The 26058-nt window shown below is 67.9% G+C and carries 26 protein-coding genes; 9 read left to right on the plus strand and 17 right to left on the minus strand.

Annotation, left to right across the window (positions count from 1 at the left end):
- Positions 1-49 precede the first annotated feature (49 nt).
- From rseP to rpsB, 8 genes are all read right to left on the minus strand, one after another.
- Positions 50-1408: a sigma E protease regulator RseP gene (gene rseP / locus FEF15_RS05265; protein WP_163558102.1), complete on the minus strand. Its 1359-nt coding sequence runs from the start codon at positions 1406-1408 to the stop codon at positions 50-52.
- A gap of 40 nt (positions 1409-1448) precedes the next feature.
- Positions 1449-2657: a 1-deoxy-D-xylulose-5-phosphate reductoisomerase gene (gene ispC, locus FEF15_RS05270; protein ID WP_163558103.1), complete on the minus strand. Its 1209-nt coding sequence runs from the start codon at positions 2655-2657 to the stop codon at positions 1449-1451.
- Position 2658: 1 nt separating this feature from the next.
- On the minus strand, positions 2659-3459 hold the full coding sequence (locus FEF15_RS05275) for a phosphatidate cytidylyltransferase (RefSeq protein ID WP_163558104.1): 801 nt from the start codon (positions 3457-3459) through the stop codon (positions 2659-2661).
- Positions 3452-4219: a polyprenyl diphosphate synthase gene (gene uppS / locus FEF15_RS05280; protein WP_163558105.1), complete on the minus strand. Its 768-nt coding sequence runs from the start codon at positions 4217-4219 to the stop codon at positions 3452-3454. Before uppS ends, FEF15_RS05275 begins: the two co-directional genes overlap by 8 nt.
- A 55-nt stretch (positions 4220-4274) precedes the next feature.
- Positions 4275-4832, minus strand: coding sequence for a ribosome recycling factor (gene frr, locus FEF15_RS05285; RefSeq protein ID WP_163558106.1), 558 nt, complete (start codon positions 4830-4832; stop codon positions 4275-4277).
- A gap of 4 nt (positions 4833-4836) precedes the next feature.
- Positions 4837-5622 carry a UMP kinase gene (gene pyrH, locus FEF15_RS05290; protein WP_163558107.1) on the minus strand — a complete coding sequence of 262 codons (786 nt, stop codon included), beginning with the start codon at positions 5620-5622 and terminating at the stop codon, positions 4837-4839.
- Positions 5623-5743: 121 nt separating this feature from the next.
- A complete protein-coding gene (gene tsf, locus FEF15_RS05295; protein ID WP_163558108.1) occupies positions 5744-6613 on the minus strand; it encodes a translation elongation factor Ts in 870 nt (289 codons plus the stop codon).
- A gap of 83 nt (positions 6614-6696) precedes the next feature.
- On the minus strand, positions 6697-7440 hold the full coding sequence (rpsB, locus tag FEF15_RS05300) for a 30S ribosomal protein S2 (protein ID WP_163558109.1): 744 nt from the start codon (positions 7438-7440) through the stop codon (positions 6697-6699).
- A 299-nt stretch (positions 7441-7739) separates the two neighbouring features.
- On the opposite strand from rpsB, the gene map reads away from it, so the two are divergent.
- From map to FEF15_RS05335, 7 genes are all read left to right on the plus strand, one after another.
- A complete protein-coding gene (gene map, locus FEF15_RS05305) occupies positions 7740-8531 on the plus strand; it encodes a type I methionyl aminopeptidase (protein WP_163558110.1) in 792 nt (263 codons plus the stop codon).
- 11 nt (positions 8532-8542) lie between these two features.
- A complete protein-coding gene (locus tag FEF15_RS05310; protein WP_163558111.1) occupies positions 8543-11224 on the plus strand; it encodes a [protein-PII] uridylyltransferase in 2682 nt (893 codons plus the stop codon).
- Positions 11225-11346: 122 nt separating this feature from the next.
- Positions 11347-12549, plus strand: coding sequence for a succinyldiaminopimelate transaminase (gene dapC, locus FEF15_RS05315; RefSeq protein WP_163558112.1), 1203 nt, complete (start codon positions 11347-11349; stop codon positions 12547-12549).
- Entirely contained in the window at positions 12549-12887 is a 339-nt protein-coding gene (locus tag FEF15_RS05320) for an arsenate reductase (RefSeq protein WP_163558182.1), read from the plus strand. Before dapC ends, FEF15_RS05320 begins: the two co-directional genes overlap by 1 nt.
- A 64-nt stretch (positions 12888-12951) precedes the next feature.
- The gene (dapD, locus tag FEF15_RS05325) at positions 12952-13977 is read left to right on the plus strand and encodes a 2,3,4,5-tetrahydropyridine-2,6-dicarboxylate N-succinyltransferase (protein ID WP_163558113.1); all 1026 of its coding nucleotides are present in this window, start codon (positions 12952-12954) and stop codon (positions 13975-13977) included.
- Positions 13964-15136 carry a succinyl-diaminopimelate desuccinylase gene (gene dapE / locus FEF15_RS05330; protein ID WP_163558114.1) on the plus strand — a complete coding sequence of 391 codons (1173 nt, stop codon included), beginning with the start codon at positions 13964-13966 and terminating at the stop codon, positions 15134-15136. The genes dapD and dapE overlap by 14 nt, the downstream gene beginning before the upstream one ends.
- A gap of 17 nt (positions 15137-15153) precedes the next feature.
- On the plus strand, positions 15154-15552 hold the full coding sequence (locus FEF15_RS05335; protein ID WP_163558115.1) for a hypothetical protein: 399 nt from the start codon (positions 15154-15156) through the stop codon (positions 15550-15552).
- A 58-nt stretch (positions 15553-15610) separates the two neighbouring features.
- On the opposite strand, the gene FEF15_RS19605 is transcribed toward FEF15_RS05335, so the two are convergent.
- Positions 15611-16075 carry a cold shock domain-containing protein gene (locus FEF15_RS19605; RefSeq protein WP_276208193.1) on the minus strand — a complete coding sequence of 155 codons (465 nt, stop codon included), beginning with the start codon at positions 16073-16075 and terminating at the stop codon, positions 15611-15613.
- 50 nt (positions 16076-16125) lie between these two features.
- Between FEF15_RS19605 and FEF15_RS05345 the strand changes: the two genes are divergently transcribed.
- A complete protein-coding gene (locus FEF15_RS05345) occupies positions 16126-16449 on the plus strand; it encodes a SlyX family protein (RefSeq protein WP_163558116.1) in 324 nt (107 codons plus the stop codon).
- Between the two features lie 144 nt (positions 16450-16593).
- Here the strand turns inward: FEF15_RS05345 and trxB are convergent, their stop codons facing one another.
- Together trxB and FEF15_RS05355 are read right to left on the minus strand one after the other, a co-directional pair.
- Positions 16594-17544, minus strand: a complete 951-nt coding sequence (gene trxB / locus FEF15_RS05350; protein ID WP_163558117.1) for a thioredoxin-disulfide reductase — start codon at positions 17542-17544, stop codon at positions 16594-16596.
- 149 nt (positions 17545-17693) lie between these two features.
- Positions 17694-17903, minus strand: a complete 210-nt coding sequence (locus FEF15_RS05355) for a CPXCG motif-containing cysteine-rich protein (protein ID WP_163558118.1) — start codon at positions 17901-17903, stop codon at positions 17694-17696.
- Positions 17904-18084: 181 nt separating this feature from the next.
- Between FEF15_RS05355 and acnA the strand changes: the two genes are divergently transcribed.
- Positions 18085-20829, plus strand: a complete 2745-nt coding sequence (gene acnA, locus FEF15_RS05360; RefSeq protein ID WP_163558119.1) for an aconitate hydratase AcnA — start codon at positions 18085-18087, stop codon at positions 20827-20829.
- Between the two features lie 101 nt (positions 20830-20930).
- Here the strand turns inward: acnA and FEF15_RS05365 are convergent, their stop codons facing one another.
- The 6 genes from FEF15_RS05365 to FEF15_RS05390 all read right to left on the minus strand — a co-directional run bounded on the left by FEF15_RS05365 (position 20931) and on the right by FEF15_RS05390 (position 26049).
- Positions 20931-21143: a type II toxin-antitoxin system HicB family antitoxin gene (locus tag FEF15_RS05365; protein ID WP_163558120.1), complete on the minus strand. Its 213-nt coding sequence runs from the start codon at positions 21141-21143 to the stop codon at positions 20931-20933.
- Positions 21133-21393, minus strand: coding sequence for a type II toxin-antitoxin system HicA family toxin (locus tag FEF15_RS05370; protein WP_163558121.1), 261 nt, complete (start codon positions 21391-21393; stop codon positions 21133-21135). Before FEF15_RS05370 ends, FEF15_RS05365 begins: the two co-directional genes overlap by 11 nt.
- Before the next feature lie 64 nt (positions 21394-21457).
- Complete coding sequence (locus FEF15_RS05375) at positions 21458-23137, minus strand: NAD-dependent malic enzyme (RefSeq protein WP_163558122.1); 1680 nt, start codon at positions 23135-23137, stop codon at positions 21458-21460.
- A gap of 139 nt (positions 23138-23276) precedes the next feature.
- Positions 23277-24290, minus strand: coding sequence for a tryptophan--tRNA ligase (locus tag FEF15_RS05380; protein WP_163558123.1), 1014 nt, complete (start codon positions 24288-24290; stop codon positions 23277-23279).
- Positions 24291-24400: 110 nt separating this feature from the next.
- Complete coding sequence (ald, locus tag FEF15_RS05385; protein ID WP_163558124.1) at positions 24401-25516, minus strand: alanine dehydrogenase; 1116 nt, start codon at positions 25514-25516, stop codon at positions 24401-24403.
- A 209-nt stretch (positions 25517-25725) separates the two neighbouring features.
- Positions 25726-26049: a DUF2007 domain-containing protein gene (locus tag FEF15_RS05390; protein WP_163558125.1), complete on the minus strand. Its 324-nt coding sequence runs from the start codon at positions 26047-26049 to the stop codon at positions 25726-25728.
- Positions 26050-26058: the final 9 nt, after the last annotated feature.

Genomic DNA, 26058 nt, shown 5'->3' on the forward strand with positions numbered 1-26058 from the left:
GGTGGGCGTCGGCACCACCTCCCTGTGCCCCCGACGGGGGAGTCGCTCGCTACCAGAGCCGCATCAGATCGAAATAGAGCGCCATCACCATCAGGGTGATGACTAGTGCCAGGCCGATGCGCAGGCCCACGGCCTGGGTCCGTTCGGAGACCGGACGCCCGCGCAACACCTCGACGAAATAGTAAAGCAGGTGCCCGCCGTCGAGCACCGGAATGGGCAGCAGATTGAGCACGCCCAGGCTGATCGACAGGTAAGCCAGGAAGCTGACGAAGCTTTCCAGGCCGCTGCGTGCCGTATCCCCGGCCACCTGGGCGATGGTGATGGGGCCCGACAGGTTCGATGGCGAGATCAGACCCACCAGCATCTTGCGAATCGCGTCCAGGGTCAACAGCGTCATCTCGCCGGTGCGACCCACGGCCTGGCCGACGGCGGCTACCGGGCCGTAGCGGATCTCGCGGCGGTACTCGGCGGGCCACTCCACCGGCTCCACGCCGGCGCCGACATAGCCGATCGTGGTGGCGCCTTCCACCTCCCGCGACCCGGGCGTGAGGCTCATCTCGCGACGCTCGCCGTCACGCGCCACCTCCAGAGCCAGGGTTTCGCCGGGGCTACCCCGCACGCGGTTCACGAAGTCCATCCAATCACTCACCGGCTCGCCATTGACGGTGAGCACCTCGTCGCCCGGCTCGAGCCCCGCCCGGGCGGCTGCCTCGCCCTCCACCACCTGGCCGAGCACCGCGGGGATGTCGGGCTGCCAGGGCACGATGCCCAAGGTGGTCAGCGGGCGCGGCGGGTCCTGGCGCACCAGGTAGTTCTCCACCGGCAGGCGATACTGGCGCGACTCGGCGGCGGGCTCGTCGCGCGCCTGCAGGCTGAGCTCGCCGCTGGCGCCGATCGCCGCCACCAGCTTGAGGTTGATCTCGTCCCAGGAGCGCACCTGCTCGCCGCGCACGGCGACGATTTCCTCGCCTCCGGAGAGCCCCGCGCGGGCCGCCGGCGACTCGGCGTCGACGCTGCCGATCACCGGGGCCACCGCCGTGGTCCCGGCCACGAACAGCGCCCAGTAGACGACGATGGCGAGCAGGAAGTTGGCCAGCGGGCCCGCCGCCACGATGGCGATGCGCTGCCACACCGACTTGCGGTTGAACGCCCGGTCGCGCTCCTCCGGCGGCACCGGTGCTTCGCGCTCGTCGAGCATCTTGACGTAGCCGCCGAGCGGAATGGCGGCCACCGCGAACTCCGTGCCGTGGCGGTCGTGACGCGACCAGATCGGCTTGCCGAAGCCCACCGAGAAGCGCAGCACCTTGACGCCGCAGCGCCGCGCCACCCAGAAGTGGCCAAACTCATGGAAGGTGATCAGCAGGCCCAGCACCACGATGACGGCCAGCACGTTCTGGATCAGGCCCAAGTCACTCTCCTCGCTCCGTTTGCCTCATGGCTCTTCGCCCTCATTCGCCGCCCAGCCGGCGCATCGCCCAGCGCCGGGCTCGGGCATCGGCCTCGAGCACCGTGCCCAGATCGTCGGCCGACTCCACCGCCAGCGCCTCGCAGGTGCGCGCCACCAACTCGCCGATGCCGGTGAAGGCCAGCCGCCCGGCCAGGAAAGCCTCCACCGCCACCTCGTTGGCGGCATTGAGCATCGCCGGCGCCGTACCGCCGGCGGCCATGGCCTCGCGCGCCAGGCGCAGGCAGGGAAAGGCCGTCTCGTCCGGCGCCTCGAAGTCGAGCCGCGCCACCTGGAAGAGGTCGAGTGCCTCGACGCCCGCCTCGATGCGTTCCGGCCAGGCCAGCCCGTAGGCGATCGGCGTGCGCATGTCGGGGTTGCCCAGCTGGGCGATCACCGAGCCGTCGCTGTAGGCGGCCATGGAGTGGATCACGCTCTGCGGATGCACCACCACCTGCACCTGCTCCGGGCGGGCATCGAAGAGCCAGCACGCCTCCACCAGTTCGAGCCCCTTGTTCATCAGCGTCGCGCTATCCACCGAGATCTTGCGACCCATGCTCCAGTTGGGGTGGGCGCAGGCCTGCTCCGGGGTGACCGCTGCCAGACGCTCGGGGCTCCAGCCCCGGAAGGGGCCGCCCGAGGCGGTCAGCAGCAGCTGGGTGACGCCGTGGCGCGCCAGCCCCCCGCGATGCTCCACGGGTAGACACTGGTAGATGGCGTTATGTTCGGAATCGATGGGCAACAGGGTGGCGCCGTGGCGTGCCACGGCGTCCATGAAGAGGGCGCCGGACATCACCAGCGCCTCCTTGTTGGCCAGCAGCACCCGCTTGCCCGCGCGCACCGCGGCCAGCGTGGGCAGCAGCCCCGCGGCACCGACGATGGATGCCATCACCACCTCGACCTCGCCCGCCTCGGCCACCTCGACCAGTGCCTCGGTGCCGGCACGCACCTCGGTGGCCAGCCCCGCCTCCGCAAGCTGGGTGCGCAGCCAGGCGGCGTCTGCCTCGGCTGCGAGCACCGCCACCGCGGGACGGTGCACCCGGCACTGCGCCAGCAGCGCCTCGCGGGAACGGTGGGCGGTCAAGGCATGGACGCGATAGCGCTCGGGGTGACGGGCGATCACGTCCAGGGTACTGGTGCCGATGGAGCCGGTGGCCCCCAGCACCGTGACGGCCTGGCGGCGCGCGGGGGAAGGCTGGTGCGCATCGCTCATGTCACAGCACCCCCGGCGAGAGTAGCGCGAAGAGCGGCACCGCCGCGGTGAGGCTGTCGATGCGGTCGAGCACGCCGCCGTGGCCGGGCAGCAGCTGGCTGGAGTCCTTGATACCGCGGTGACGCTTGAGCATGCTCTCCAGGAGGTCGCCGAGCACCGAGACCAGCGTCACCACCGCCGTCACGACGAGCAGGGCCACGCCGGTCGCCACGCCCAGCCCCTGCCAGGCAGCGAACACCAGGGCCAGGGCCAGCGTCACCGCCAGGCCGCCGGCCACGCCCTCCCAGCTCTTGCCGGGGCTGACCGCCGGCGCCAGCTTGCGCCGTCCCCAGGCTCGTCCGCTGAAGTAGGCGCCGATATCGGCTCCCCAGACGAGCAGCAGCACGAAGAGCAGCCAGACCCCGCCGGCGTCGCGCAGCACGTTGAACCCCACCCAGGCGGGCAGGAGCACCCACAGGCCCATGGCCAGGCGCCGCGGGGTCGACTGCCACTGGGCCACGCGCATCGGATAGCGCGTCACCCAAAAGAGATTGACCAGCCAGCCCGCCGCCCCCAGCCACAGCGGCCAGGTCGCGCGGGCGGCGCCGCTCGCCCACAGCAGGGCCATCAGCCCCGCCAGGGCGGCAAGCAGCAGGCCGCGCCGGGGCTGCGCCGTGACTCCCGCGAGGTTGGTCCACTCCCAGGCGGCGAGCAGCACGATGGCACCGGTGAACAGCGCAAAGGCTCCGCCGGTGAGCCCGAACAGCCCGCCCAGGGCGAGCGGCACCAGCCAGGCGGCGGTGACGACGCGCCGCTTAAGCATCGTCGTCCTCGACCTGCTCGTCGGTCTTGCCGAAACGCCGCTTGCGGCTACGGAAGTCGTCGAGGGCGGCGTCGAAGGCCGCGCCGTCGAAGTCCGGCCACAGCGTCGTGGTGAAATGGAACTCGGCATAGGCCATCTGCCACAGCAGGAAGTTGGAGATGCGCTGCTCGCCGCTGGTGCGGATGCAGAGGTCGACCGGCGGCACCTCGCCAAGACAGAGTTCGCCCTCGACGGCCGCCTCGTCGATGGTCTCCACCGCCAGCTCGCCGGTGGCGACCCGGCCGGCCAGACGCCGCGCCGCCCGGGCGATGTCCCAGCGGCCGCCGTAGTTGGCGGCGATCACCAGGTGCAGGCCGCGGTTCTCGGCGGTCAGCGCCTCGGCCTGTTCGATGTGCTTCTGGATGGAGCGCGAGAAGCCGCTGCGCTCGCCGATGATGGAGAGGCGAATGCCGTGCTCGTGGAGCTTTCTCACCTCGCGCTTGAGCGCCAGCAGGAAGAGCTCCATCAGAGCGCTCACCTCGGCCTCGGGGCGGCGCCAGTTTTCGCTGGAGAAGGCAAACAGCGTCAGCGTCTCCACCCCGCGTTCGCCGGCCCGGCGGATCACCGCGCGCACCGCCTCGACGCCGGCCCGGTGGCCGCGCACGCTGGACAGACCGTGCGCCTTCGCCCAGCGGTTGTTGCCATCCATGATGATGGCCACGTGCTTCGGCACGCCGCCCTCCGGCCGTGCCCGGGAAGCTGTGGTCTGCGCTGACGTCATGGTGTCTCGTATCGCGGGAGTGGGCTGGGCCGGGCCGCGGCGGGCCCGGCGTGGCTCAGACCTGCAGCAGGTCGTGTTCCTTGCCTTCCAGCAGGCGGTCGATCTCGGCGATGTACTTGTCGGTGAGCTTCTGGATCATCTCCTCGCCCTGGTGCTGCTCGTCCTCGGTGATCTCCTTCTCCTTGAGCAGCGCCTTGATGTCGCCGTTGGCGTCACGGCGCACGTTGCGCACCGCCACCCGGGCATGCTCCGCCTCGCTGCGCGCCTGCTTGATGTACCCCTTGCGCGTCTCCTCGGTGAGCATCGGCATGGGCACGCGGATCACGGTGCCGGCGCTCGCCGGGTTCAGACCCAGGTCGGAGCTGATGATCGCCTTCTCCACCTTGGGCACCATGTTCTGCTCCCAGGGCACCACGGAGAGGGTGCGGGCGTCCTCGACGTTGATCGAGGCGACCTGATTGAGCGGCACCTGGCTGCCGTAGTACTCCACGGTCACCGCATCGAGGATGCTCGAGTGGGCGCGTCCGGTGCGAATCTTGTTGAAGTTGGCATGAAGGGAGTCGAGGCTCTTCTTCATGCGCGTTTCGGCGTCTTTCTTGATGTCATCGATCACGGTGTCAACCTCTGTCTATCAGGGTGCCTTCCTTGCCGCCCACCACCAGGTTCAGCAGGGCGCCGGGCTTGTTCATGTTGAAGACGCGAACCGGCATGTCATGGTCCCGTACCAGGCAGATGGCGGTCAAATCCATGACGCCGAGCTTCTGGTCGAGGGCATCGTCGTAGGTGAGCCGTTCGTACTTCACTGCCTCGGCGTGCTTCACCGGGTCCTTGTCGTAGACGCCGTCCACCTTGGTGGCCTTGACCACCACGTCGGCGTCGATCTCGATGCCGCGCAGACAGGCCGCCGAGTCGGTGGTGAAGAAGGGGTTGCCGGTACCGGCGGAAAACAGGACGACGTCGCCCGAAGTCAGGTAGCGGATGGCCGTGCGCCGGTCGTAGTGCTCGACCACGCCGCTCATGGGAATCGCCGACATCACCCGCGAGCGAATGTTGGAGCGCTCCAGGGCGTCGCGCATGGCCAGGGCGTTCATCACCGTGGCCAGCATCCCCATGTGATCGCCGGTCACCCGCTCCATGCCCGCCTCGTGCAGCGCTGCACCGCGGAACAGGTTGCCGCCACCGATGACGATGCCGACCTGGACGCCGATGCCCACCAGCTGCCCGATCTCCAGCGCCATGCGATCGAGCACCTTGGGGTCGATGCCGAAGTCGGCGTCGCCGGTCAGCGCCTCGCCGGAGAGCTTGAGCAGGATGCGCTTGTACTTCGACTTCTCGCCACGCGACTTCTCGGCGCGGGGGGCGTCGGGTCGAGTCGGGACGTCACTGCGATCGGCACTGGGCATGGGTGTCTCCTGGATCACCGTCGAATGGGTTGGCAAGGTTGGAATGGCCGTGGACGTGCCGGCCGGATACGAGAAGGCGTGCGCTCGCGCGCACGCCCCTCTCGAGCTGGAATCTGAGACCTCAGCTACGGCCGGCCTGTTCCATCACTTCCTTGGCGAAGTCGACCTCTTCCTTCTCGATGCCCTCGCCCACCTCGAAGCGGGTGAAGCCAACCACCTCGCCACCGGCGGTCTTGGCGAACTCGGCCACCGTCTGGTTGGGATCCTTGACGAAGGGCTGCTCGGTCAGGCTGTTTTCCGCCAGGTACTTCTTGAGGCGGCCCTGGACCATCTTCTCGGCGATCTGCTCGGGCTTGCCGGCCATGTCGGGCTGGGCCAGGATGATCGCCTTCTCGGCGTCGAGCTTCTCCTGGGGCATGTCCTCGGGACGTGCCACGGCCGGGTTGATGGCGGCCACGTGCATGGCGACATCCTTGGCTACCTCGGCATTACCGCCCTTGAGCACGGTGAGCACGCCGATACGGCCGCCGTGGACGTACTCGCCCACCACGCCGCCTTCCGGCGCCTCAACCACGGCGCAACGGCGCACGCCGATGTTCTCGCCGATCTTCTGCACCAGCTGCTCGCGGGCGGTCTCGAGCGCGCCCTCCATCACCGCAGCCACGTCTTCGATCTTGGCGGTGAAGAAGGCGTCGGCAATCTTGTCGGCGAAGGCCTTGAAGTTGTCGTCGCGGGCGACGAAGTCGGTCTCGGAGTTGATCTCGACCACCACGCCGTAGCGGCCGTCGTCGGCGACACGGGTCACCACGGCGCCTTCGGCGGCGGTGCGGCCGGCCTTCTTGGCGGCCTTGAGACCGGAGCTCTTGCGCAGGTTCTCGATGGCGACCTCGATGTCACCACCGGCTTCGGTGAGTGCCTTCTTGCACTCCATCATGCCGAGCCCGGTACGCTCGCGCAGTTCCTTGACCTGGGAGGCGCTGATCGCTGCCATGGTAGTTACCTCTGGAAATGTTCGACCGGTGATTGATCGCGGGAACCCAGCGGGGCCCAAGGGCCCCGCTGCGGCGATCGCGGTTACTCGGCGGCGGCGGCGTCGCCGCTCTCGCCCTCGGTGATCTCGACGAACTCGTCAGGCCGGCCTTCCTTCGCCCGCGCGCAGGCGTCGGCGATGGCCTTGACGTAGATCTGGATGGCACGGATGGAGTCGTCATTGCCGGGAATGACGTAGTCGACGCCGTCCGGGTCGGAGTTGGTGTCGACCACACCGATGACCGGAATCCCCAGCTTGTTGGCCTCGTTGATGGCGATGCGCTCATGGTCGACGTCGATGACGAAGAGGGCGTCGGGCAGACCGCCCATCTCCTTGATGCCACCCACGCTGCGCTCGAGCTTGTCCTGCTCGCGGGTCGCCATCAGGACCTCTTTCTTGGTCAGCTTGTCGAAGGTGCCATCCTCGTGCATCGCTTCGAGTTCGCGCAGACGCTTGATCGAGACGCGGATGGTCTTGTAGTTGGTCAGCATGCCGCCCAGCCAGCGATGATTGACGAAGGGCTGGCCGACGCGAGTGGCCTCTTCTCTGATGATCTTGCTGGCGCTGCGCTTGGTGCCGACGAAGAGGATCTTGTTGTTGGCGGCCGCCATCTTCTCGACCACGTCGATGACCTCGTTGAGCGCCGGCAGAGTGTGCTCGAGGTTGATGATGTGGATCTTGTTACGGGCGCCGAAGATGAACTTGCTCATCTTCGGGTTCCAGTAACGGGTCTGGTGGCCGAAGTGGGCGCCTGCCTTGAGCAGGTCGCGCATGTTGACATGTGCCATGGATGACTCCTGAAAAATCGGGTTAGGCCTCCACGCACCCCATGGATCCGACTGCCGGGGTGACCGCGGCAGCACCCGGGACCATGTGCCGGTGCATGTGTGTTTTCAAGGCTTGTGGGTCACGGCGCGCCAGGCGCCGACGCCGTCGCTGCGACAGAGACGCGACCGGGCCGGGGCCCGCCGGGTCGACATTGCAGGAAAGCGCGCGGCTTTATACCATAGTTCGCCAACGAGATGAAGTCGCCCGCCGCCTGCCCCGCCGCTCTCCCGGGCGATCCACCCCTCTGAACCGAGACCCCATGAACATTCCCATCAAGACGCCCGACGAGATCGAGAAGATGCGCGAGGCCGGCCGCCAGGCGGCCAGCGTGCTGGAGATGATCACCCCCCGCGTCGTGGCCGGCGTCTCCACCGGCGAGCTCGACCGCCTGTGCCACGACTATATCGTCCACGAGCTGGGCTCCACGCCCGCCCCGCTCGACTACCACGGCTTTCCCAAGTCGATCTGCACCTCGATCAACCACGTGGTGTGCCACGGCATCCCCGATGACGCCAAGAGGCTCAGGAAGGGCGACATCATGAACATCGACGTCACCGTGAAGACCGCCGACGGCTACCACGGCGACTCCAGCATGATGTTCATCGTCGGCGAGACCATCCAGGGCGAGCGGCTGTGCCGCGTCACCCAGGAATGCCTGTACCGCAGCATCGCCCGGGTACGCCCCGGCGTGCGTCTCTCCGAGCTCGCCCGCGCCATCCAGGAGCATGCCGAGGCCAACGGCTACTCGGTGGTGCGCGACTTCTGCGGCCACGGCATCGGTGCCGGCTTCCACGAGGACCCGCAGATCCTGCACTACGACGGCTATGCCCCCGAGGCGGACGCCACGCTCGCCGCCGGCATGTGCTTCACCATCGAGCCGATGATCAACGCCGGCAAGTACCAGACCAAGGTGCTGCGCGACGGCTGGACCGCCGTGACCCGCGACAAGAGTCTCTCCGCTCAGTGGGAGCACACCCTGCTGGTCACCGAGAGCGGCGTGGAAGTGCTCACCGCCCGCGGCGACGAAGACTTCGCCCTCCTCGACCGCTGAGTCGATCGCCCATGCTCCTGCATCATTACCGCTTCGTACCCGACGAGTCGCTGTTCGACGCCGAGACTTTCCGCGCCGAACTCACCGGCAGCCGCTCGCCCATCGCCCCCTTCAAGGCGGCGCTGCGCGACATCCAGGCTCGCCTCGACGAGCGCTTCCATGCCGGCGCCGACATCCGCGACCTGGTGCACGGACGGGCCTGGTGCCTGGACCGGCTGCTGGCCATCGCCTGGGACCAGCACGACTGGCCCGACGACGGTATCGCCCTGCTCGCCGTGGGCGGCTACGGGCGTGGCGAGCTGCACCCGCACTCCGACGTCGACCTGCAGCTGCTGCTCGAAAACGATGACGACACGCCCTACCGCGAGGCGCTGACGGCCTTTATCACCTTCCTGTGGGACATCGGCCTGGAGATCGGCCACAGCGTCAGGTCGCTCGCCGACTGCGAGCGGGAGGCCGCGGCCGATATCACGGTGATGACCAACCTGCAGGAGTCGCGCACCCTGGCCGGCCCCGAACGGCTGCGACAGGCGATGCAGGAGCGCCTGGCCACCGACCGGCTGTGGCCGGCCGACCGCTTCTTCGAGGCCAAGTGGCAGGAGCAGATCACCCGCCATCACCGTTTCAACAACTCCGAATACCACCTCGAGCCCAACATCAAGAGCTCGCCCGGCGGGCTGCGCGACATCCAGATGATCGGCTGGGTGGCCAAGCGCCACTTCGGCAGCCAGCGCTACGAGGACCTGGTTGCCGGCGGCTTCATGAACGACGCCGAGCTGCGCATCCTGAGCCAGGGCCAGGCCTTCCTGTGGCAGGTGCGCTACGCCCTGCACATGCTCACCGACCGCGCCGAGGACCGCCTGCTGTTCGACCACCAGCGCACCATCGCCGAGCTGTTCGGCTTCACCGACACCCCGGAGCGACTCGCCGTCGAGCAGTTCATGAAGCGCTACTACCGCCACGTCACGGCGCTCGCCGGGCTTAACGACATGCTGCTGCAGCACTTCGACGAGGCGATCCTGCGCGGCGGCGAAACCCTGCCGACGGTGCCTCTCAACGAGCGCTTCGAGATCAAGGGCGGCTACATCCAGGCGCGCTCGCGGGCGGTGTTCCGCGAATCGCCTGCCGCGCTGCTCGAGCTCTTTCAGCTGATGGCCGAGCACCCGGAGATCGAGGGCGTGCGCGCCGACACCATCCGCCTGATCCGCGACCATCGCCACCTGATCGACGACCTCTACCGCGACGACCCACACCATCAGCAGCTGTTCATGGCGCTGCTGCGTTCCGGCGGCAACGTAGCCCGCCAGCTGCGGCGCATGAACCGCTACGGCGTGCTCGGCAAGTACCTGCCGGAGTTCGGCCAGGCAGTGGGGCTGATGCAGCACGACCTCTTCCACATCTACACCGTGGATGCCCACACCCTGCGCCTGCTCAAGTGCATCCAGCGCTTCCGCGAGCCCGAGGCGCACGACGAGTTTCCGGTGGCGGCCACCCTGGTGCACCAGTTGCCCAAGCTGGAGCTGTTGTGGATCGCCGGGCTCTACCACGATATCGGCAAGGGCCGCGGCGGCGACCACTCGGAGATCGGCGCCCGTGACGTCGCGCGCTTCGCCGAGCGCCACGACCTCTCGCCGCGCGACACCCGCCTGGTGAGCTGGCTGGTCGAGCACCACCTGCTGATGTCGATGGTCGCCCAGAAGCGCGACATCACCGACCCCGACGTGATCGCCGACTTCGCCGGCGTGGTGCGCGACGAGACGCGCCTCGACTACCTCTACGTGCTGACGGTGGCCGACATCACCGCCACCAACCCCACGCTGTGGAACGGCTGGCGCGCCTCGCTGCTGCGCCAGTTGCACGCCGGAACCAAACGCGCCCTGCGCCGCGGCCTGGAGAACCCGCTGGACCGCGACGACTGGGTGCGCGAGACGCGTGCCGAGGCGCGCTCGCTGCTGGCCACCGTGGGCGCCGACCTGGCCCGCGTCGAGCAACTCTGGGAGTCCCTCGGCGAGGACTACTTCCTGCAGTACGCGCCCAGCGAGATCGTCTGGCAGACCCAGGGCATCCTGGCCCACGGCGACAGCCCGCTGCCGCTGATCCTGGTCAGCCCTCCCGCCGACGAGCTGGCCGACGGCGGCACCAAGGTGTTCATCCACACCCGCTCGGTGGATGACCTTTTCGCCGCCACCGCCGCCGCCATGGAGCAGCTGGGGCTTTCCATCCACGACGCGCGCATCGCCACCTCCAGCAACGAGCGGACGCTCAACACCTTCATCGTGCTCGACGACCAGGGGCGCGCCATCCGCGACCCCGAGCACCTCGAGGCAATACGCCGCCACCTGGTGGAGGAGCTCGACGACCCCGACGACTACCCGCAGATCGTCACCCGCCACACGCCGCGCCAGCTGCGCCACTTCAAGGTGCCCACCGAGGTGCTCATCGAGCAGGATCCGGCCAACGAGCGTACCCTGCTCGAGCTGACCGCCCCCGACCGCCCCGGCCTGCTGGCCCGGGTGGGGCGCATCTTCATGGAGCAGGACATCGCCCTCTCAGCGGCCAAGATCGCCACCCTGGGCGAGCGGGTAGAGGACGTCTTCTTCATCACCGACAAGCGCGGGGCGCCGATCACCGATCCCGAGCGCCAGCAGCGCCTGCGCGAGCGCCTCGTTGCAATGCTCGACGCGACTGGCTAGCGTCACGCTGCCGGGGCAGGCCACCCCTCCCCGCGTTTGAGGCCCGCCCCGCGCTTCCCTATAATTGTCGCTTTGCCCGCGCCTCACACAACGACGCCGGCCCACGGCGCACCTGGACACCCATGAATCCCGATCTCGACGCCCTGCACCCCTACCCCTTCGAGAAGCTCGCCGCGCTCAAGGCCGGCGTCACGCCGCCCGCAGGGCTCGCGCCCATCCCGCTGACCATCGGCGAGCCCCGGCATGTTCCCTATGCAGCGGCACTCGAGACCCTGCAGGCACACCTCGCAGAGATAGGCCGCTACCCGGCCACCGCCGGTACGCCCGAGCTGCGCCGGGCCATCGCCGACTGGGCCACCCAGCGTTTCTCGCTGACCGCCGGCCTCGACCCCGACGCCCAGGTTCTCCCGGTGAACGGCACCCGCGAGGCGATCTTCGCCTTCGTGCAGGCGGCGCTGGACCGCACGCGCCCGGCGAAGGTGGCCATGCCCAACCCCTTCTACCAGATCTACGAGGGCGCCACCCTGCTCGCCGGGGGCACGCCTTACTACCTGGCCTGCCGCGCCGAGACGGGCTTTCGCCCCGACCTTGCCAGCGTGCCCGCCGAGGTATGGCGCGAGGTGCAGATCCTCTTCGTCTGCTCGCCGGGCAATCCCAGCGGCGCGGTGATGCCGCTGACCGATTACCAGACGCTGATCGAACTGGCCGACGAGCACGACTTCATCATCGCCTCCGACGAATGCTACTCCGAGCTCTACCTGGACGAGGACACTCCACCGTCGGGGCTGCTCGAAGCCTGCGCGGCACTCGGCCGCCACGACTACCGCCGCTGCCTGGTCTTCCACTCTCTCTCCAAGCGCTCCAACCTGCCGGGACTGCGCTCCGGATTCGTGGCCGGCGACGCCGCGCTGATCGCCCCCTTCAAGCGCTACCGCACCTACCACGGCTGCGCCATGTCGCTGCCGGTGCAGCACGCATCCATCGCCGCCTGGGCCGACGAGGCCCATGTACGCGCCAACCGCGATGCCTACCGCGCCACCTTCGCTGCCGTCACCGCTGAACTCGCGCCGGTCCTTGATTTTCCCGCGCCCGAGGCCAGTTTCTACCTGTGGCCGGCGGTTCCCGGCGGTGACGACGAGGCCTTTGCCCGAGCCCTGTTCGCCGAGGAGAACGTCAGCGTGCTGCCCGGCGCCTACATGGGGCGTCCCGGCCCCGATGGCGTCAACCCCGGCGCCGGCCGGGTACGCCTGGCGCTGGTGGCCGACGCGGGCGCCGCCCGGGAAGCTGCCCAACGCATTCGACGGTTTCTCGAAAGGAGCGCATGATGCTGACCCTGTTCACCATCAAGAACTGCGACACCTGCCGCAAGGCGCGCCAGGCGCTGGATCGCCGGGGGCTGCCCTACCAGGTGCACGACCTGCGCGAGGACGGCCTCTCGGCGCCGCTGCTCGAACACATCCTGCACCGGGTACCGGTGATGACGCTGCTCAACACGCGCAGCACCACCTGGCGCAACCTGCCCGATGCGGAAAAACAGGACGTGGACGCCAACTCGGCCCGTGAGCTGATGCTCGCCCACCCCACCCTGCTCAAGCGGCCCCTGCTCGACACCGGCGACGATATCCTGGTCGGCTACCGCGAGGGCGATTACGACAAGCTGTAGGGCGACCGGCCACGCCAGCCGCCCGCCCCGACTTCCACGACCCCCTGCCAGAGGACACCACCCCATGCTGAGCTTTGCACTCGGAATCGGCACCCAGAACACCCAGGGCGACTGGCTGGAGATCTACTACCCGGCACCGCTGCTCCACCCCGACGCCAGTCTGGTCGAGGCCGTCAAGGGCGTGCTCGACGTCCCCGACGGCAACGCCGCGGTGAGCTTTCTGCCCGAGCACTGCAGTGAGCTGGCCGCCGCCCTCAAGGCAGCCGGCCATTCCGAGCAGGGCGAGCTGGCCGAGGCCCTGGCCGCGAGTCAGCGTCCGCTGGTGGCCATGTTCCTCGCCGAGGACGCCCCGCCCCAGAGCGCCCCGGAGGTCTACCTCAAGCTGCACCTGCTCTCGCACCGCCTGGTCAAGCCCCACGGCCTCGACCTCACCGGCATGTTCGGCCTGCTGCGCAACATCGCCTGGTCGAGCGAAGGCCCCATCGACATCGAAGAGCTTCCCGCCCGCCGCCTCAAGGCGCGCCTGGAAGGGCGCACGCTCTCGGTGGACTGCGTCGACAAGTTCCCCAAGATGACCGACTACGTGGTGCCGGGCGGCGTGCGCATCGGCGATACCGCCCGGGTGCGCCTGGGCGCCTACCTGGGCGAGGGCACCACGGTAATGCACGAGGGCTTCGTCAACTTCAACGCCGGCACCGAGGGTCCCGGCATGATCGAGGGGCGCATCTCCGCCGGGGTGATCGTGGGCAAGGGCTCCGACCTCGGCGGCGGCTGCTCCACCATGGGGACACTGTCCGGTGGCGGCAACATCGTCATCAAGGTGGGCGAGGGCTGCCTGATCGGCGCCAACGCCGGCATCGGCATCCCGCTCGGTGACCGCTGCACCGTGGAGGCGGGCCTCTACATCACCGCCGGCGCCAAGGTGACCGTGCTCGACGACCAGGGCCGGGAAGCCGAGACGGTCGCGGCCCGCGACCTGGCCGGCCAGAGCGACCTGCTGCTGCGGCGCAACTCCCAGAACGGGCGCATCGAGTGCCTCACCAACAAGAGCGCCGTGGCGCTCAACGAGGCCCTGCATGCCAACGACTGATCCCCGCGGCCTCTCGCCCACCCTGCAGCTCGCCTTCGACCTGATCCGGCGCCCCTCGGTGACGCCGGACGACCTGGGCTGCCAGGCGCTGATGATCGAGCGCCTCGAGGCACTGGGCTTTCACGTCGAGCGCCTGCCCTTCGGCGACGTGGAGAACTTCTGGGCGACCCGCGGCCACCACGGGCCGCTGCTCGCCTTCGCCGGCCACACCGACGTGGTGCCGAGCGGCCCCCACACGCGCTGGGATTTCCCGCCCTTCGAGCCGTGCATCGACGACGACGGCATGCTGCGCGGGCGCGGCGCCGCCGACATGAAGGGCAGCCTGGCGGCGATGCTCACTGCCGTGGAGCGCTTCGTCGCCGCCCACCCGGACCACCACGGCAAGATCGGCTTTCTGATCACCTCCGACGAGGAGGGGCCGGCGGTGGACGGCACCCGCGCCGTGGTCGAGCACCTGCGCGAGAGTCACGACCGCCTCGACTACTGCATCGTCGGCGAGCCCTCCTCCACCGAGGTGCTCGGCGACATGATCAAGAACGGCCGGCGCGGCTCGCTGGGCGGCGTGCTGCACGTCAAGGGCATCCAGGGCCACGTGGCCTACCCGCACCTGGCGAAAAACCCCATCCACCAGGCCATGCCGGCGCTGGACGCCCTGGTGAACGAGCACTGGGACGGCGGCAACGCCTTCTTCCCCGCCACCAGCTTCCAGGTCTCCAACCTGCGCGCCGGCACCGGGGCCACCAACGTCATCCCCGGCGAGGTAGAGGTAGTGTTCAACTTCCGCTTCTCCACCGAGGTGACCCACGATCAGCTGCGCGCACGCACCGAGGCGATCCTCGACGCCCACGGGCTCGACTACCACCTCGACTGGACGCTCAACGGCGAACCCTTTCTCACCGCCGAGGGGGAGCTCGTCGAGGCGGCCCTGCACGGCGTGGAGGCGGTGCTCGGTCGCCGCGCCCAGCTCTCGACCAGCGGCGGCACCTCCGATGGCCGCTTCATCGCCACCCTGGGCAGCCAGGTGGTCGAGCTCGGCCCGCGCAACGCCACTATCCATCAGGCCAACGAGCGCGTCCGAGCCGCCGACCTCGACGACCTGAGCCGGGTCTATGAAGCGATCCTCGCCAAGCTGTTCGTCAACGGCACCGCCCACCCCTGAGCCACCGAGAGAGCGCCATGACGCCCAGCGACGCCCCCTACCCGGACATCGAGATCTACCTCGCCAAGGCGCCCCTCGACGCCCTGAACGCCTGGCTGGGGGAGGTGCTGGACGCCGCCCCGCTGCGCAGCGCGGGACGCCACCAGTGGCAGGCCCGCGGGCATCACGACGGACACACCGTGCCGGTGCTGCTGGTGGAGCGCGCCGCCGATGGCTTCGCTAGCCTGTGGTTCGACAGCGCCCACAGCCCCTGGCCGCGCGACGTCGACTGCGCACGCGAGGCCGCCGTCCGACTCGCCTGCGAGGTACGCTGCTCGCTGGGCGGCTGGCAACCCGGCGACGACCCCGACCGCTTCTGGCAGGTGCTGCCCGACGGCACGGAGCAGGCAATCGACTGGCCCGACTCCGGCCAGTAGCCACAAACGACATCGCCCCGCAGTGCAGGGCGATGTCGTTTCAATGGGCAGCCGCTATTCAGGTAATGACCGTGACGTCATCCGCTTGGAGGCCACGCTCATTCTCGATCACGTGATAGCGCACCTTCTGCCCCTCGGCCAGGGTGCGATGCCCGCGGCCGCGAATGGCACGGAAATGGACGAAGACATCCTCACCGCTGTCGCGCTTGATGAAGCCGTAGCCCTTGTTGACGTTGAACCACTTGACCTCGCCGATCTCGCGGTCGTCGTTCTCGACCTCGGCGATGTTGACCAGCTGCGGAGTCAGGGCATTGACCGCCAGTGTGGCGATGAGCAGCAGCACGAATACCGCCGCGGCCGCCGCCACGTAGACCACGGCGATGCCGCCGACCTCGAGGCTTTCGAAGAGGCGGCGAGCCAGGTCACCGCCGGTAAGGTGGACGAAAAGGGCGATCAGCAACGGAGCCGGCGCGGCCAACAGCAGGCTGATCAGCGTGCAACGAAAGACAACCTTGCGATTCATGGAATGGCAATGCTCACTAGTGATGGTGAAATAACGAAACAGGAGTCGCTATGACGACACGACACAGGGCCGCACCGTCCGATAAGCGTGTGGCGATGAACGGCGACACGCAGCGCGAGGATTCTAGCACGGGCGAGGACGCATCGCCCGCCCGGCTGGCGGCGCGCCTGGAGGCGCTGGAGAGTCGCATCGCCTACCAGGAACACTGGCTGGATACCCTGGACCAGGCGGTCGCCGCCCAGGAGCAGCGCCTTGCCCAACTCGAACGGCTGGGTCAGCTGATGCAGCAGAAGCTGCGTCACCAGCAGCAGGAACTGCGGGAGATGGAAACAGCGACTTCCCGCCCGGAGGACGAGGTGCCGCCGCATTACTAGGGACGAGGGACGAGGAGCAAGGACAGAGTCTCTGCTCCTAGAGGGAGTGGCAAGGGGCTTCCTTGTCACTTACTACTTGAACCTTGTTACTGGCCGAAGGCCGTAGGTTTTCCTTGTCGCTCGCCCCTCGTTCCTTGACCCCGTTTACAACTCGTCCAGGTAGCGCTCGGCGTCCAGCGCCGCCATGCAGCCGGTGCCGGCGGAGGTGACCGCCTGGCGATAGACGTGGTCCATGACGTCGCCGGCGGCGAACACGCCCGGCACGCTGGTGGCGGTGGCGTTGCCGTCGAGGCCGGACGTGACCACGATGTAGCCGCCGCGCATCTCCAACTGGCCCTCGAAGATGCCGGTGTTGGGGCTATGGCCGATGGCGATGAAGAGCCCCGGCGCGGCGATCTCCTTGGTCTCGCCGGTCGCGGTGGACTTCACCCGCACCCCGGTCACCCCGGTATTGTCGCCCAGTACCTCGTCCAGGACATGGTTCCACTCCAGCACCACCTTGCCCTCCTCGGCCTTCTGGAAAAGCTTGTCCTGGAGGATCTTCTCGGCGCGCAGGCTGTCGCGGCGGTGCACCAGGGTCACCTTGGAGGCGATGTTGGCAAGGTAGAGCGCCTCCTCCACGGCGGTATTGCCGCCGCCCACCACCACGACCTCCTGATTGCGGTAGAAGAAGCCGTCGCAGGTGGCACAGGCCGACACCCCTTGGCCCATAAACTGTTGCTCGGAAGGCAACCCCAGGTAGCGCGCGCTGGCCCCGGTGGCGATGATCAGGGCGTCACAAGTGTAGGTGCCGCTGTCGCCCTTCAGCGTGAAGGGACGGTGGCGCAGCTCCACCTCGTGGATATGGTCGAGCAGCACCTCGGTGTCGAAACGCTCGGCGTGGCGCTTCATGCGCTCCATGAGCTCCGGGCCCTGCACGCCGACGTCGTCGCCGGGCCAGTTGTCCACGTCGGTGGTCGTGGTCAGCTGGCCGCCCGCCTGCATGCCGGTGATTAGCAGCGGCTTGAGATTGGCCCGGGCCGCATAGACGGCCGCCGTGTAGCCGGCCGGCCCGGAGCCGAGAATGATCAGCCGTTCGTGACGCGCTTCGCTCATGAGAAACCTCGTGACTCGCAGTAGGGAGACAGGCGGGGCGGAATGGCAGCGGGGCGCCTGCCGCCGACCACCGGTCGCGGGAGCAAAGGACGTATTGTAGCAGCCACCGGGGCTTCGCTCGACGCCCTGCGACACCGGGGCGTGGCCACCTAGAGCACCTCGTCGTCGCGCCCCAGGGTCACCCCCTCGAGCTCGCCGTCGGCCGGCGATACGCGGATGAGAACCTGGACCGGCGCGCAGCAATGCGGGCAGTCCTCCCAGGTCTGCTGGTCGCCCTGGGAGGCGTCCACCAGCAGGTCGAAGGGCGCATCGCAATACGGACAGTGAACCAGCCGGCTCTCGAGTCGTTCCTCATGCATGACAAACTTCCGTGATCGGGCGTGTCGATTTCACTGTAGCCGAGAGGTCGCCGGGGCGTCTGCCCTCATGCCCGACCGTGCGCCGCTTGAAAACACCGGCCATCATGACCATGTGTTAAGGGTGGCGCCAGGACGGTTCGTCCACTCTCCCCCCAAGGCGACGCCGAAAAGGAGGACAGCAATGAGCACCGACCCCACCCCGGACACCCTGCAGACCCTGCAAGCCGGCGATACCACCTACCACTACTACAGTCTGCCGAAGGCCGCCGCGTCACTGGGCGACATCGACCGCCTGCCCAAGACGCTCAAGATCCTGCTCGAGAACCAGCTGCGCTTTGCCGACGACGAAAGCGTCGCCCGCGAGGACATGCAGGCGCTGGTCGACTGGCAGCGGCAAGGCCACTCGGACCGCGAGATTGGCTACCGCCCGGCGCGGGTGCTGATGCAGGACTTTACCGGCGTGCCCGGGGTCGTGGACCTCGCCTCCATGCGTGCGGCGGTGCAGTCGCTCGGTGAGGAGCCCTCGCGCATCAACCCGCTCTCGCCGGTGGACCTGGTCATCGACCACTCGGTGATGGTCGACAAGTTCGGCAACCCCGCCGCCTTCAAGGACAACGTCGCCATCGAGATGGAGCGCAACCGCGAGCGCTACGAGTTCCTGCGCTGGGGCCAGCAGGCCTTCGACAATTTCCGCGTGGTGCCGCCGGGCACCGGCATCTGCCACCAGGTGAACCTGGAGTACCTGGGCAAGACGGTGTGGACCAAGGAGGTGGACGGCAAGGCCTACGCCTTCCCCGACACCTTGGTGGGCACCGACTCCCACACCACCATGATCAACGGCCTGGGCGTGCTCGGCTGGGGCGTGGGCGGCATCGAGGCCGAGGCCGCCATGCTCGGCCAGCCGGTCTCGATGCTGATTCCCGAGGTGGTGGGCTTCAAGCTCACCGGCAAGCTGCGCGAGGGCATCACCGCCACCGACCTGGTGCTGACGGTGACGCAAATGCTGCGCAGCCACGGCGTGGTGGGCAAGTTCGTCGAGTTCTACGGCGACGGGCTGGCCGACCTGCCCTTGGCCGACCGCGCCACCATCGCCAACATGGCCCCCGAGTACGGCGCCACCTGTGGCTTCTTCCCGGTGGATGACGAGACGCTGCACTACCTGCGCCTGACCGGCCGCGACGCTGCCCAGATCGAGCTCGTGGAGGCCTACAGCAAGGCCCAGGGCCTTTGGCGCGAACCCGGCGAAGAGCCGATCTTCAGCGACACCCTGGCGCTGGACATGAACGAGGTCGAGGCAAGCCTGGCCGGGCCCAAGCGGCCCCAGGACCGCGTCGCCCTCCAGAACATGAAGGCAACCTTCGCCAAGCTGATGGAGAGCAACGGCGATTCCCTGTCCGAGACCGAGAAGGGGCGCCTCTTCTCCGAGGGCGGCCAGACCGCCGTGGGCGTGGAGGAGAGCTACGAGCATCACGACAGCCAGGAGGTGGAGCTCGAGGGCGAGGCGTTCAAGCTCAACCCCGGGGCTGTGGTGATTGCCGCCATCACCTCCTGCACCAACACCTCCAACCCCAGCGTGATGATGGCCGCCGGCCTGCTGGCCCGCAATGCCCTGGCCAAGGGCCTGCGCACCAAGCCGTGGGTCAAGACCTCACTGGCACCGGGCTCCAAGGTGGTCACCGACTACCTGGAAGCGGGCGGCGTCAACGACGACCTCGACGCCCTGGGCTTTAACCTGGTGGGTTACGGCTGCACCACCTGCATCGGTAACTCGGGGCCGCTGCCGGAGCCCATCGAGCAGGCGATCGATGACGGCGACCTCACCGTGGCCTCGGTGCTCTCGGGCAACCGCAACTTCGAGGGGCGCATCCACCCGCTGGTCAAGACCAACTGGCTCGCCTCGCCGCCGCTGGTGGTCGCCTACGCCCTGGCCGGCAACGTGCGCCTCGACCTGAGCCGCGAGCCGCTGGGCACCGACAGCCACGGCAACCCTGTCTATCTCAAGGACATCTGGCCGAGCCAGGCGGAGATCGCCGAGGCCGTGGCCAAGGTCAACACCGAGATGTTCCGCAAGGAGTACGCCGAGGTGTTCGACGGCGACGAGACCTGGAAGGCGCTCAAGGTGCCCGAGAGCCAGGTCTACGAGTGGTCGCCGGATTCCACCTACATCCAGCATCCACCCTTCTTCGAGGGCATGGGCAAGACCCCGGCGCCGGTGGAGGATGTCAAGGACGCCCATATCCTCGCCATGCTCGGGGACTCGGTGACCACCGACCACATCTCGCCGGCCGGCGCCATCAAGCCCGACAGCCCCGCCGGGCGCTACCTGCAGGAGCGCGGCATCAAGCCGGTGGACTTCAACTCCTACGGCTCGCGGCGCGGCAACCACGAGGTGATGATGCGCGGCACCTTCGCCAACGTGCGCATCAAGAATGAGATGCTCGACGGCGTGGTCGGCGGCGAGACACGCCACGTGCCCAGCGGCGAGCAGATAGCCATCTACGACGCCGCCATGCGCTACCAGCAGGAGGGCACGCCACTGGTGGTGATCGCCGGCAAGGAGTACGGCACCGGTTCCTCCCGCGACTGGGCAGCCAAGGGCACCCGCCTGCTCGGCGTGCGCGCGGTGCTCGCCGAGTCCTACGAGCGCATCCACCGCTCCAACCTGATCGGCATGGGCGTGGTACCGCTGCAGTTCCCCGAGGGCGAGAGCCGCCAGACCCTGGGGCTGACCGGCGACGAGACGGTCTCCATCGAAGGGCTCCGCGAGCTCACCCCCGGCGGCAAGGTCAAGGTGACCGTCAAGAGCGACAAGGGCGAGAAGAAGCTCGAGGCGCTGTGCCGCATCGACACCGCCAACGAGTTGGAGTACTACCGCCACGGCGGCATCCTCCACTACGTGCTGCGCAAGATGATTGGGTCAGCCTGACAGGACCGCCTGACTCCTCATCATCGCACACGCGAAAGACCCCGCCGGGACACCGGCGGGGTCTTGTTGTCGTCGGCCTGGACTCGACGCGACAAGCCCTGTCAGGCGTACATCAGCCGCCCTTTGGGTTCCGGGATGGGGCGCCCCAACGCACGGGCCGTCTCGATCCACTCGCCGATGACACACTGGGCATTGGCTACGGCCTGCTCGTAAGTCTCTCCATCAGCCATGCAGCCTGGAAGTTCCGGCACCTCGACCACGAAAGAGCCATCCTCGTCGCTCCAGTAGATAATCAGTTCATACCTAATCGACATTGGACTCTCCCAACCGGTACTTGACCAGAATGCGCCTGACCTGTTTGACCTGATACGGCTTGGCCTGGCTCCCCTTGGGCTGCAGATTGAGTATCTCGACGACATCTTGGCGTGTGAAGATATGGTGGCTACCACTAACCCGCTCAGCGAAGCCGAGTCGCACCAGCAATTGGCATAGTGCCAGAAACTCGATGTTGGTATCCGAGCTTCCTGCCAGCACCTTCTGCATCAGCTTCGCATGCTTCCCCATGCGCCACTCCCTCACAAATCGGAACTGGCCCAAGTCCGTGGCCCGGTTCCATGATCGTCACGACTCAGAACGAACGGCGGCGGTAGCGGCGATATTCCGGCGTCCAGCAGTTGCGCTCGATGGCTTCGCGCAGCTTGATGCCGTTGGTCTTGAGCGCCATGCCTTCGCCCTGAGCCTGGGCGGCCACGTCGAAGGCGATGGCCTTGGAGAGCTCGCGGATCTGGGAGAGGGGGGGCAGCAGCGCACCCTTGCCCTCCTTGACCAGCGGCGCCTCCCGGGCCAGCGCCCGGGAGGCGGCCATCAGCATGTCGTCGGTGACCCGGCGCGCCCCGGCGGCGACCACGCCGAGACCGATCCCGGGAAAGATGTAGGCGTTGTTGCACTGGGCAATGGGGATGGAGCGGCCATCATGCTCCACCGGCGGGAAGGGACTGCCGGTGGCGACCAACGCCGCCCCGTCGGTCCAGCGGATGACGTCCTCGGGAATCGCCTCGGCCTGGGAGGTGGGGTTGGAGAGCGGCATGATCACCGGGTTCTCGCTGCCGGCGTGCATGGCACGCACCACCTCCTCAGTGAATATGCCCTTCTGACCGCATACGCCGATCAGCACCGTGGGCGCGATGCGACGCACCGTCTCGGGGAGCCCCTGGCCGTCCCATCCCTCGGTGAGGGCTGCGTCGTGGGCCAGGCGCCGCTGGAAGTCGCGCAGCCAGGTCTGGTCGGTGGTCACCAGCCCCTCGCGGTCGACCATGTAGATGCGCGAGCGTGCCTCGCTCTCCGAGAGGCCCTCGGCCTGCATGGCCACCACCACCTGCTCGGCAATGCCGCAGCCGGCGGAGCCGGCGCCGACGAACACCACGCGCTGGTCGGCGACGGTCTGGTCGCGCGCCTGGCAGGCCGCCATCAGGGTACCCACCACCACGGCGGCGGTGCCCTGGACGTCATCGTTGAAGCAACACAACTCGTCGCGATAGCGTTCGAGCAGCGGCACGGCGTTGGCCTGAGCGAAGTCCTCGAACTGCAGCAACACGTTGGGCCAGCGACGCTTCACCGCGGCGACGAACTCGGCCATGAAGTCATCGTACTCCTCCTGGGAGATGCGCGGATGGCGCCAGCCCATGTACATGGGATCGTCGAGCAGGGTCTGATTGTTGGTACCCACGTCGAGCATGATCGGCAAGGTATAGGCCGGGCTGATCCCGCCGCAGGCGGTGTAGAGCGCCAGCTTGCCGATGGGGATGCCCATGCCGCCGATGCCCTGATCGCCGAGGCCGAGGATGCGCTCGCCGTCGGTGACCACGATGACCTTGACGTTGTCCTTGGTGGCGCTGCGCAGGATGTCGTCCATGTACTCGCGGTCCGGGTAAGCGACGAACAGGCCCCGGTGATTGCGGTAGATGTTGGAGAACTCCTGGCATGCCTTGCCCACCGTGGGCGTGTAGATGATCGGCAGCATCTCTTCCAGATGCTCCGACACCAGCCGGTAGTAGAGGGTCTCGTTGTCGTCCTGGATGGCGCGCAGGTGGATGTGCCGCTCGAGATCGCTGTGGCACTGCTGATACTGGTGATAGACGCGCGTCAGCTGATCGTCGATGGTTTCCACATTCTGCGGCAGCAGCCCGATCAGGTTGAATTCTAGGCGCTCTGCCTGGCTGAAGGCGCTGCCCTTGTTGAGCAGGGGCATCTCGAGCAGGGGCGGGCCGGCGTAGGGAATGTAGAGGGGACGCTTGGATTCAGTGGTCATCGCGGATCTCGAGTCAGTGTCTGGAAACCGGGTCGCTGGCGCTCTGACGGCGCCTTTGGCGCCTACTCTAGCACGGCGCCCCAACCGCGGCGCCCCAGGTGGGTCGGGGCGCCACAAGGTACCGCTTGCCGGCGACGGGTCAGACGAAGCGGCCCAGGCCCGCCACCTCGCGCAGGCGATCCATGAAGGGCGCGGCCTCGGCGCGGGCACGCTCGGCGCCCTGCTGGAGCACGGCCTCGATGTGGCCGGGGTCCTCCATCAGCGCCTGGTAGCGCTCCCGCGGCTCGCGCAGGTGCTCGTTGAGGTAGGCGAAGAGACGATTCTTGACCTCGCCCCAGCCGATGCCGGCCTCGTACTCGGCGCGCATCGCCTCGCGCTCCTCGCGGGTGGCGAAGGCGGAGTAGATCTGGAAGAGGGTGCAGCCGTCCGGGTCCTTGGGCTCGCCGGGCTCCAGGGAGTTGGTCTTGATCTTGCGAATCAGCTTGAGCAGCTTCTTCTCGGAGACGAACAGCGGAATGGTGTTGTTGTAGCTCTTGGACATCTTGCGCCCATCGAGGCCGTTCAGCGTCGCCACGTCGTCATCCACCACCGCCTCGGGCAGGGTGAAGTACTCGCCCTTGTAGAGGTGGTTGAAGCGCCCAGCCATGTCCCGGGCCATCTCGATGTGCTGGATCTGGTCGCGCCCCACCGGAACCTTCTGGGCGTTGAACATCAGGATGTCGGATGCCATCAGCACCGGATAGCCGAACAGCCCCATGGTGATCCCCTTGTCGGGGTCCTGGTTACCGGCGGCCTCGTTCTCGGCCACCGCCGCCTTGTAGGCGTGGGCGCGGTTCATCAGCCCCTTGGCGCAGACGCAGGAGAGCAGCCAGGTGAGCTCGGGGATCTCGGGAATGTCCGACTGGCGGTAAAAGATGGCGTTGTCGGTATCCAGGCCCAGGGCCAGCCAGGTGGCGGCGATCTCGAGGCGCGATGCCTGCACCCGCTTGGGGTCCTGGCACTTGATCAGGGCATGCAGGTCGGCAAGGAAGTAGTAGGACTGGACGCCGGGATCCTGGCTTGCCGCGATGGCGGGCTTGATGGCCCCCACGTAGTTGCCCAGGTGCGGGGTGCCGGTGGTGGTGATACCGGTGAGAACGCGTGTCTTGGTCATGGAATTCGGAATGGCCTGATCGTTTCGTTGCGATCGCGCCAGTTTACCGTGACGCCCGGCTCAAGGCGAACCGGGCGGCGCTCCTGCCCGCAGCTAGCCGTGGGGAGGCCTTATTTCACCAGGCTGGCGGGGTCGACGCTCTGCAGACCGAAGGCCTCGGCCACGGCGGCGTAGGTGATCTGGCCGTCGTGGACGTTGAGGCCGGCCGCGAAGTGCGGGTCGTCGGCCAGCGCCTGCTGCCAGCCCTTGTCGGCCAGGGCGATGACGAATGGCAGGGTGGAGTTGGTCAGTGCCTGGGTGGAGGTGCGCGCCACGGCGCCCGGCATGTTGGCCACGCAGTAGTGGACGACACCGTCGACCACGTAGGTGGGCTGGGCATGGGTCGTCGGCCGGCTGGTCTCGAAGCAGCCGCCCTGATCGATGGCCACGTCCACCAGCACGCTGCCGGGCTTCATGTCAGCCAGCATGGCACGGGTAATCAGCTTGGGCGCGGCGGCGCCGGGGATCAGCACGGCGCCGACGATCAGGTCTGAGTCGCGCACCGCCTCCTCGATGGCATCGGCGGTGGAGAAGACCGTCTTCATGCGCCCCTGGTAGCGATCGTCGAGCACTTCCAGGCGGGGGATCGACTTGTCGAGCACCGTCACCTCGGCCCCCAGACCGAGCGCCATGCGCGCGGCGTTCTCGCCCACCACGCCGCCGCCGATCACAGCCACCTTGGCCGGGGCCACGCCGGGCACGCCGGGCAGCAGCACGCCGGCACCGCCCTGAGCCTTCTCCAGACTGTGGGCACCCGCCTGGATGGCCATGCGCCCGGCCACGGTGCTCATCGGCGCCAGCAGCGGCAGGCCGCCTTGGCGATCGGTGATGGTCTCGTAGGCGATGCAGGTAGCGCCGCTCTCCATCAGCCCGCGCGTGAGCTTCTCCTCGGCGGCCAGGTGCAGGTAAGTGAAGAGCGTCTGGCCCTTGGCCAGGCGCTCGACCTCCTCGGCCTGTGGCTCCTTGACCTTGAGGATGAGGTCGGCGTCGCTCCACACCTTGGCCACGTCCGCCTCGAGGCGAGCACCGGCAGCCTCGAAGGCCGCATCGGCAAAGCCGGCCCCTTCGCCGGCACCCGCCTGCACGGTCACCTGATGACCGCGCGCCACCAGCTCGCGCGCCCCCGTGGGCGTCAGGGCGACGCGGTATTCATGGTTCTTGATTTCCTTGGGAACGGCGATCTTCATGGGGGCCCTCCAGCGGTCGGTACGGAATAAAGCGGGGTTACCCACCCATTACAGCACAGGCAGGACATCCACCAAGAGAGCCTGATAAAAAACGAAAACAACGTCCATTGCGCCGGATTACAGCAGAAAATCTTCCAACTAACGGGGCGGTCAACAAGAAATCATGACGTTTCGACCTCGACCAAGCCGGCGCCCCTCGCCACGCCGGCTCAGCCGGGCCGGACATGGCCGCACTGCCAGCAGGCATCGAACATGCCCTCCAGGCGCTCCCCGCAGCCCGGGCAGGTCCAGTCGGAGGCGTCGCTCTGCCCCGTCATGGCCTGGTCGATCAGCACCTCGGCCCGCGCCCGGTTGTGCGGGGCGACCCACACCTCCGGCTCGCACTCGGTGAGCGGCAGTTCGCCGGCACCCCCGCCAAGGCTCAGGTTGCGCCGCTCCACGGGGATGCCGGCCGCCTCCAGCAGGTTGCCCACGTGACTGACCAGCAGCGCATTGGAGTGCGCAAAGATGCGAACGAAATCGGGTGCCGTCATGTCGCCTCC

The sequence above is a fragment of the Halomonas sp. NO4 genome, from assembly GCF_010994375.1.
Classification (GTDB): domain Bacteria; phylum Pseudomonadota; class Gammaproteobacteria; order Pseudomonadales; family Halomonadaceae; genus Halomonas.

What these genes read in the sequence shown, in the direction of transcription:
- ispC (WP_163558103.1), bottom strand. Translation starts at nt 2,657, where the DNA reads ATGAGCGATGCGCACCAGCCTTCCCCCGCGCGCCGCCAGGCCGTCACG.
- FEF15_RS05275 (WP_163558104.1), bottom strand. Translation starts at nt 3,459, where the DNA reads ATGCTTAAGCGGCGCGTCGTCACCGCCGCCTGGCTGGTGCCGCTCGCC.
- uppS (WP_163558105.1), bottom strand. Translation starts at nt 4,219, where the DNA reads ATGACGTCAGCGCAGACCACAGCTTCCCGGGCACGGCCGGAGGGCGGC.
- pyrH (WP_163558107.1), bottom strand. Translation starts at nt 5,622, where the DNA reads ATGCCCAGTGCCGATCGCAGTGACGTCCCGACTCGACCCGACGCCCCC.
- tsf (WP_163558108.1), bottom strand. Translation starts at nt 6,613, where the DNA reads ATGGCAGCGATCAGCGCCTCCCAGGTCAAGGAACTGCGCGAGCGTACC.
- rpsB (WP_163558109.1), bottom strand. Translation starts at nt 7,440, where the DNA reads ATGGCACATGTCAACATGCGCGACCTGCTCAAGGCAGGCGCCCACTTC.
- map (WP_163558110.1), top strand. Translation starts at nt 7,740, where the DNA reads ATGAACATTCCCATCAAGACGCCCGACGAGATCGAGAAGATGCGCGAG.
- FEF15_RS05310 (WP_163558111.1), top strand. Translation starts at nt 8,543, where the DNA reads ATGCTCCTGCATCATTACCGCTTCGTACCCGACGAGTCGCTGTTCGAC.
- dapC (WP_163558112.1), top strand. Translation starts at nt 11,347, where the DNA reads ATGAATCCCGATCTCGACGCCCTGCACCCCTACCCCTTCGAGAAGCTC.
- FEF15_RS05320 (WP_163558182.1), top strand. Translation starts at nt 12,549, where the DNA reads ATGCTGACCCTGTTCACCATCAAGAACTGCGACACCTGCCGCAAGGCG.
- dapD (WP_163558113.1), top strand. Translation starts at nt 12,952, where the DNA reads ATGCTGAGCTTTGCACTCGGAATCGGCACCCAGAACACCCAGGGCGAC.
- dapE (WP_163558114.1), top strand. Translation starts at nt 13,964, where the DNA reads ATGCCAACGACTGATCCCCGCGGCCTCTCGCCCACCCTGCAGCTCGCC.
- FEF15_RS05335 (WP_163558115.1), top strand. Translation starts at nt 15,154, where the DNA reads ATGACGCCCAGCGACGCCCCCTACCCGGACATCGAGATCTACCTCGCC.
- FEF15_RS19605 (WP_276208193.1), bottom strand. Translation starts at nt 16,075, where the DNA reads ATGAATCGCAAGGTTGTCTTTCGTTGCACGCTGATCAGCCTGCTGTTG.
- FEF15_RS05345 (WP_163558116.1), top strand. Translation starts at nt 16,126, where the DNA reads ATGACGACACGACACAGGGCCGCACCGTCCGATAAGCGTGTGGCGATG.
- trxB (WP_163558117.1), bottom strand. Translation starts at nt 17,544, where the DNA reads ATGAGCGAAGCGCGTCACGAACGGCTGATCATTCTCGGCTCCGGGCCG.
- FEF15_RS05355 (WP_163558118.1), bottom strand. Translation starts at nt 17,903, where the DNA reads ATGCATGAGGAACGACTCGAGAGCCGGCTGGTTCACTGTCCGTATTGC.
- acnA (WP_163558119.1), top strand. Translation starts at nt 18,085, where the DNA reads ATGAGCACCGACCCCACCCCGGACACCCTGCAGACCCTGCAAGCCGGC.
- FEF15_RS05365 (WP_163558120.1), bottom strand. Translation starts at nt 21,143, where the DNA reads ATGTCGATTAGGTATGAACTGATTATCTACTGGAGCGACGAGGATGGC.
- FEF15_RS05370 (WP_163558121.1), bottom strand. Translation starts at nt 21,393, where the DNA reads ATGGGGAAGCATGCGAAGCTGATGCAGAAGGTGCTGGCAGGAAGCTCG.
- FEF15_RS05375 (WP_163558122.1), bottom strand. Translation starts at nt 23,137, where the DNA reads ATGACCACTGAATCCAAGCGTCCCCTCTACATTCCCTACGCCGGCCCG.
- FEF15_RS05380 (WP_163558123.1), bottom strand. Translation starts at nt 24,290, where the DNA reads ATGACCAAGACACGCGTTCTCACCGGTATCACCACCACCGGCACCCCG.
- ald (WP_163558124.1), bottom strand. Translation starts at nt 25,516, where the DNA reads ATGAAGATCGCCGTTCCCAAGGAAATCAAGAACCATGAATACCGCGTC.
- FEF15_RS05390 (WP_163558125.1), bottom strand. Translation starts at nt 26,049, where the DNA reads ATGACGGCACCCGATTTCGTTCGCATCTTTGCGCACTCCAATGCGCTG.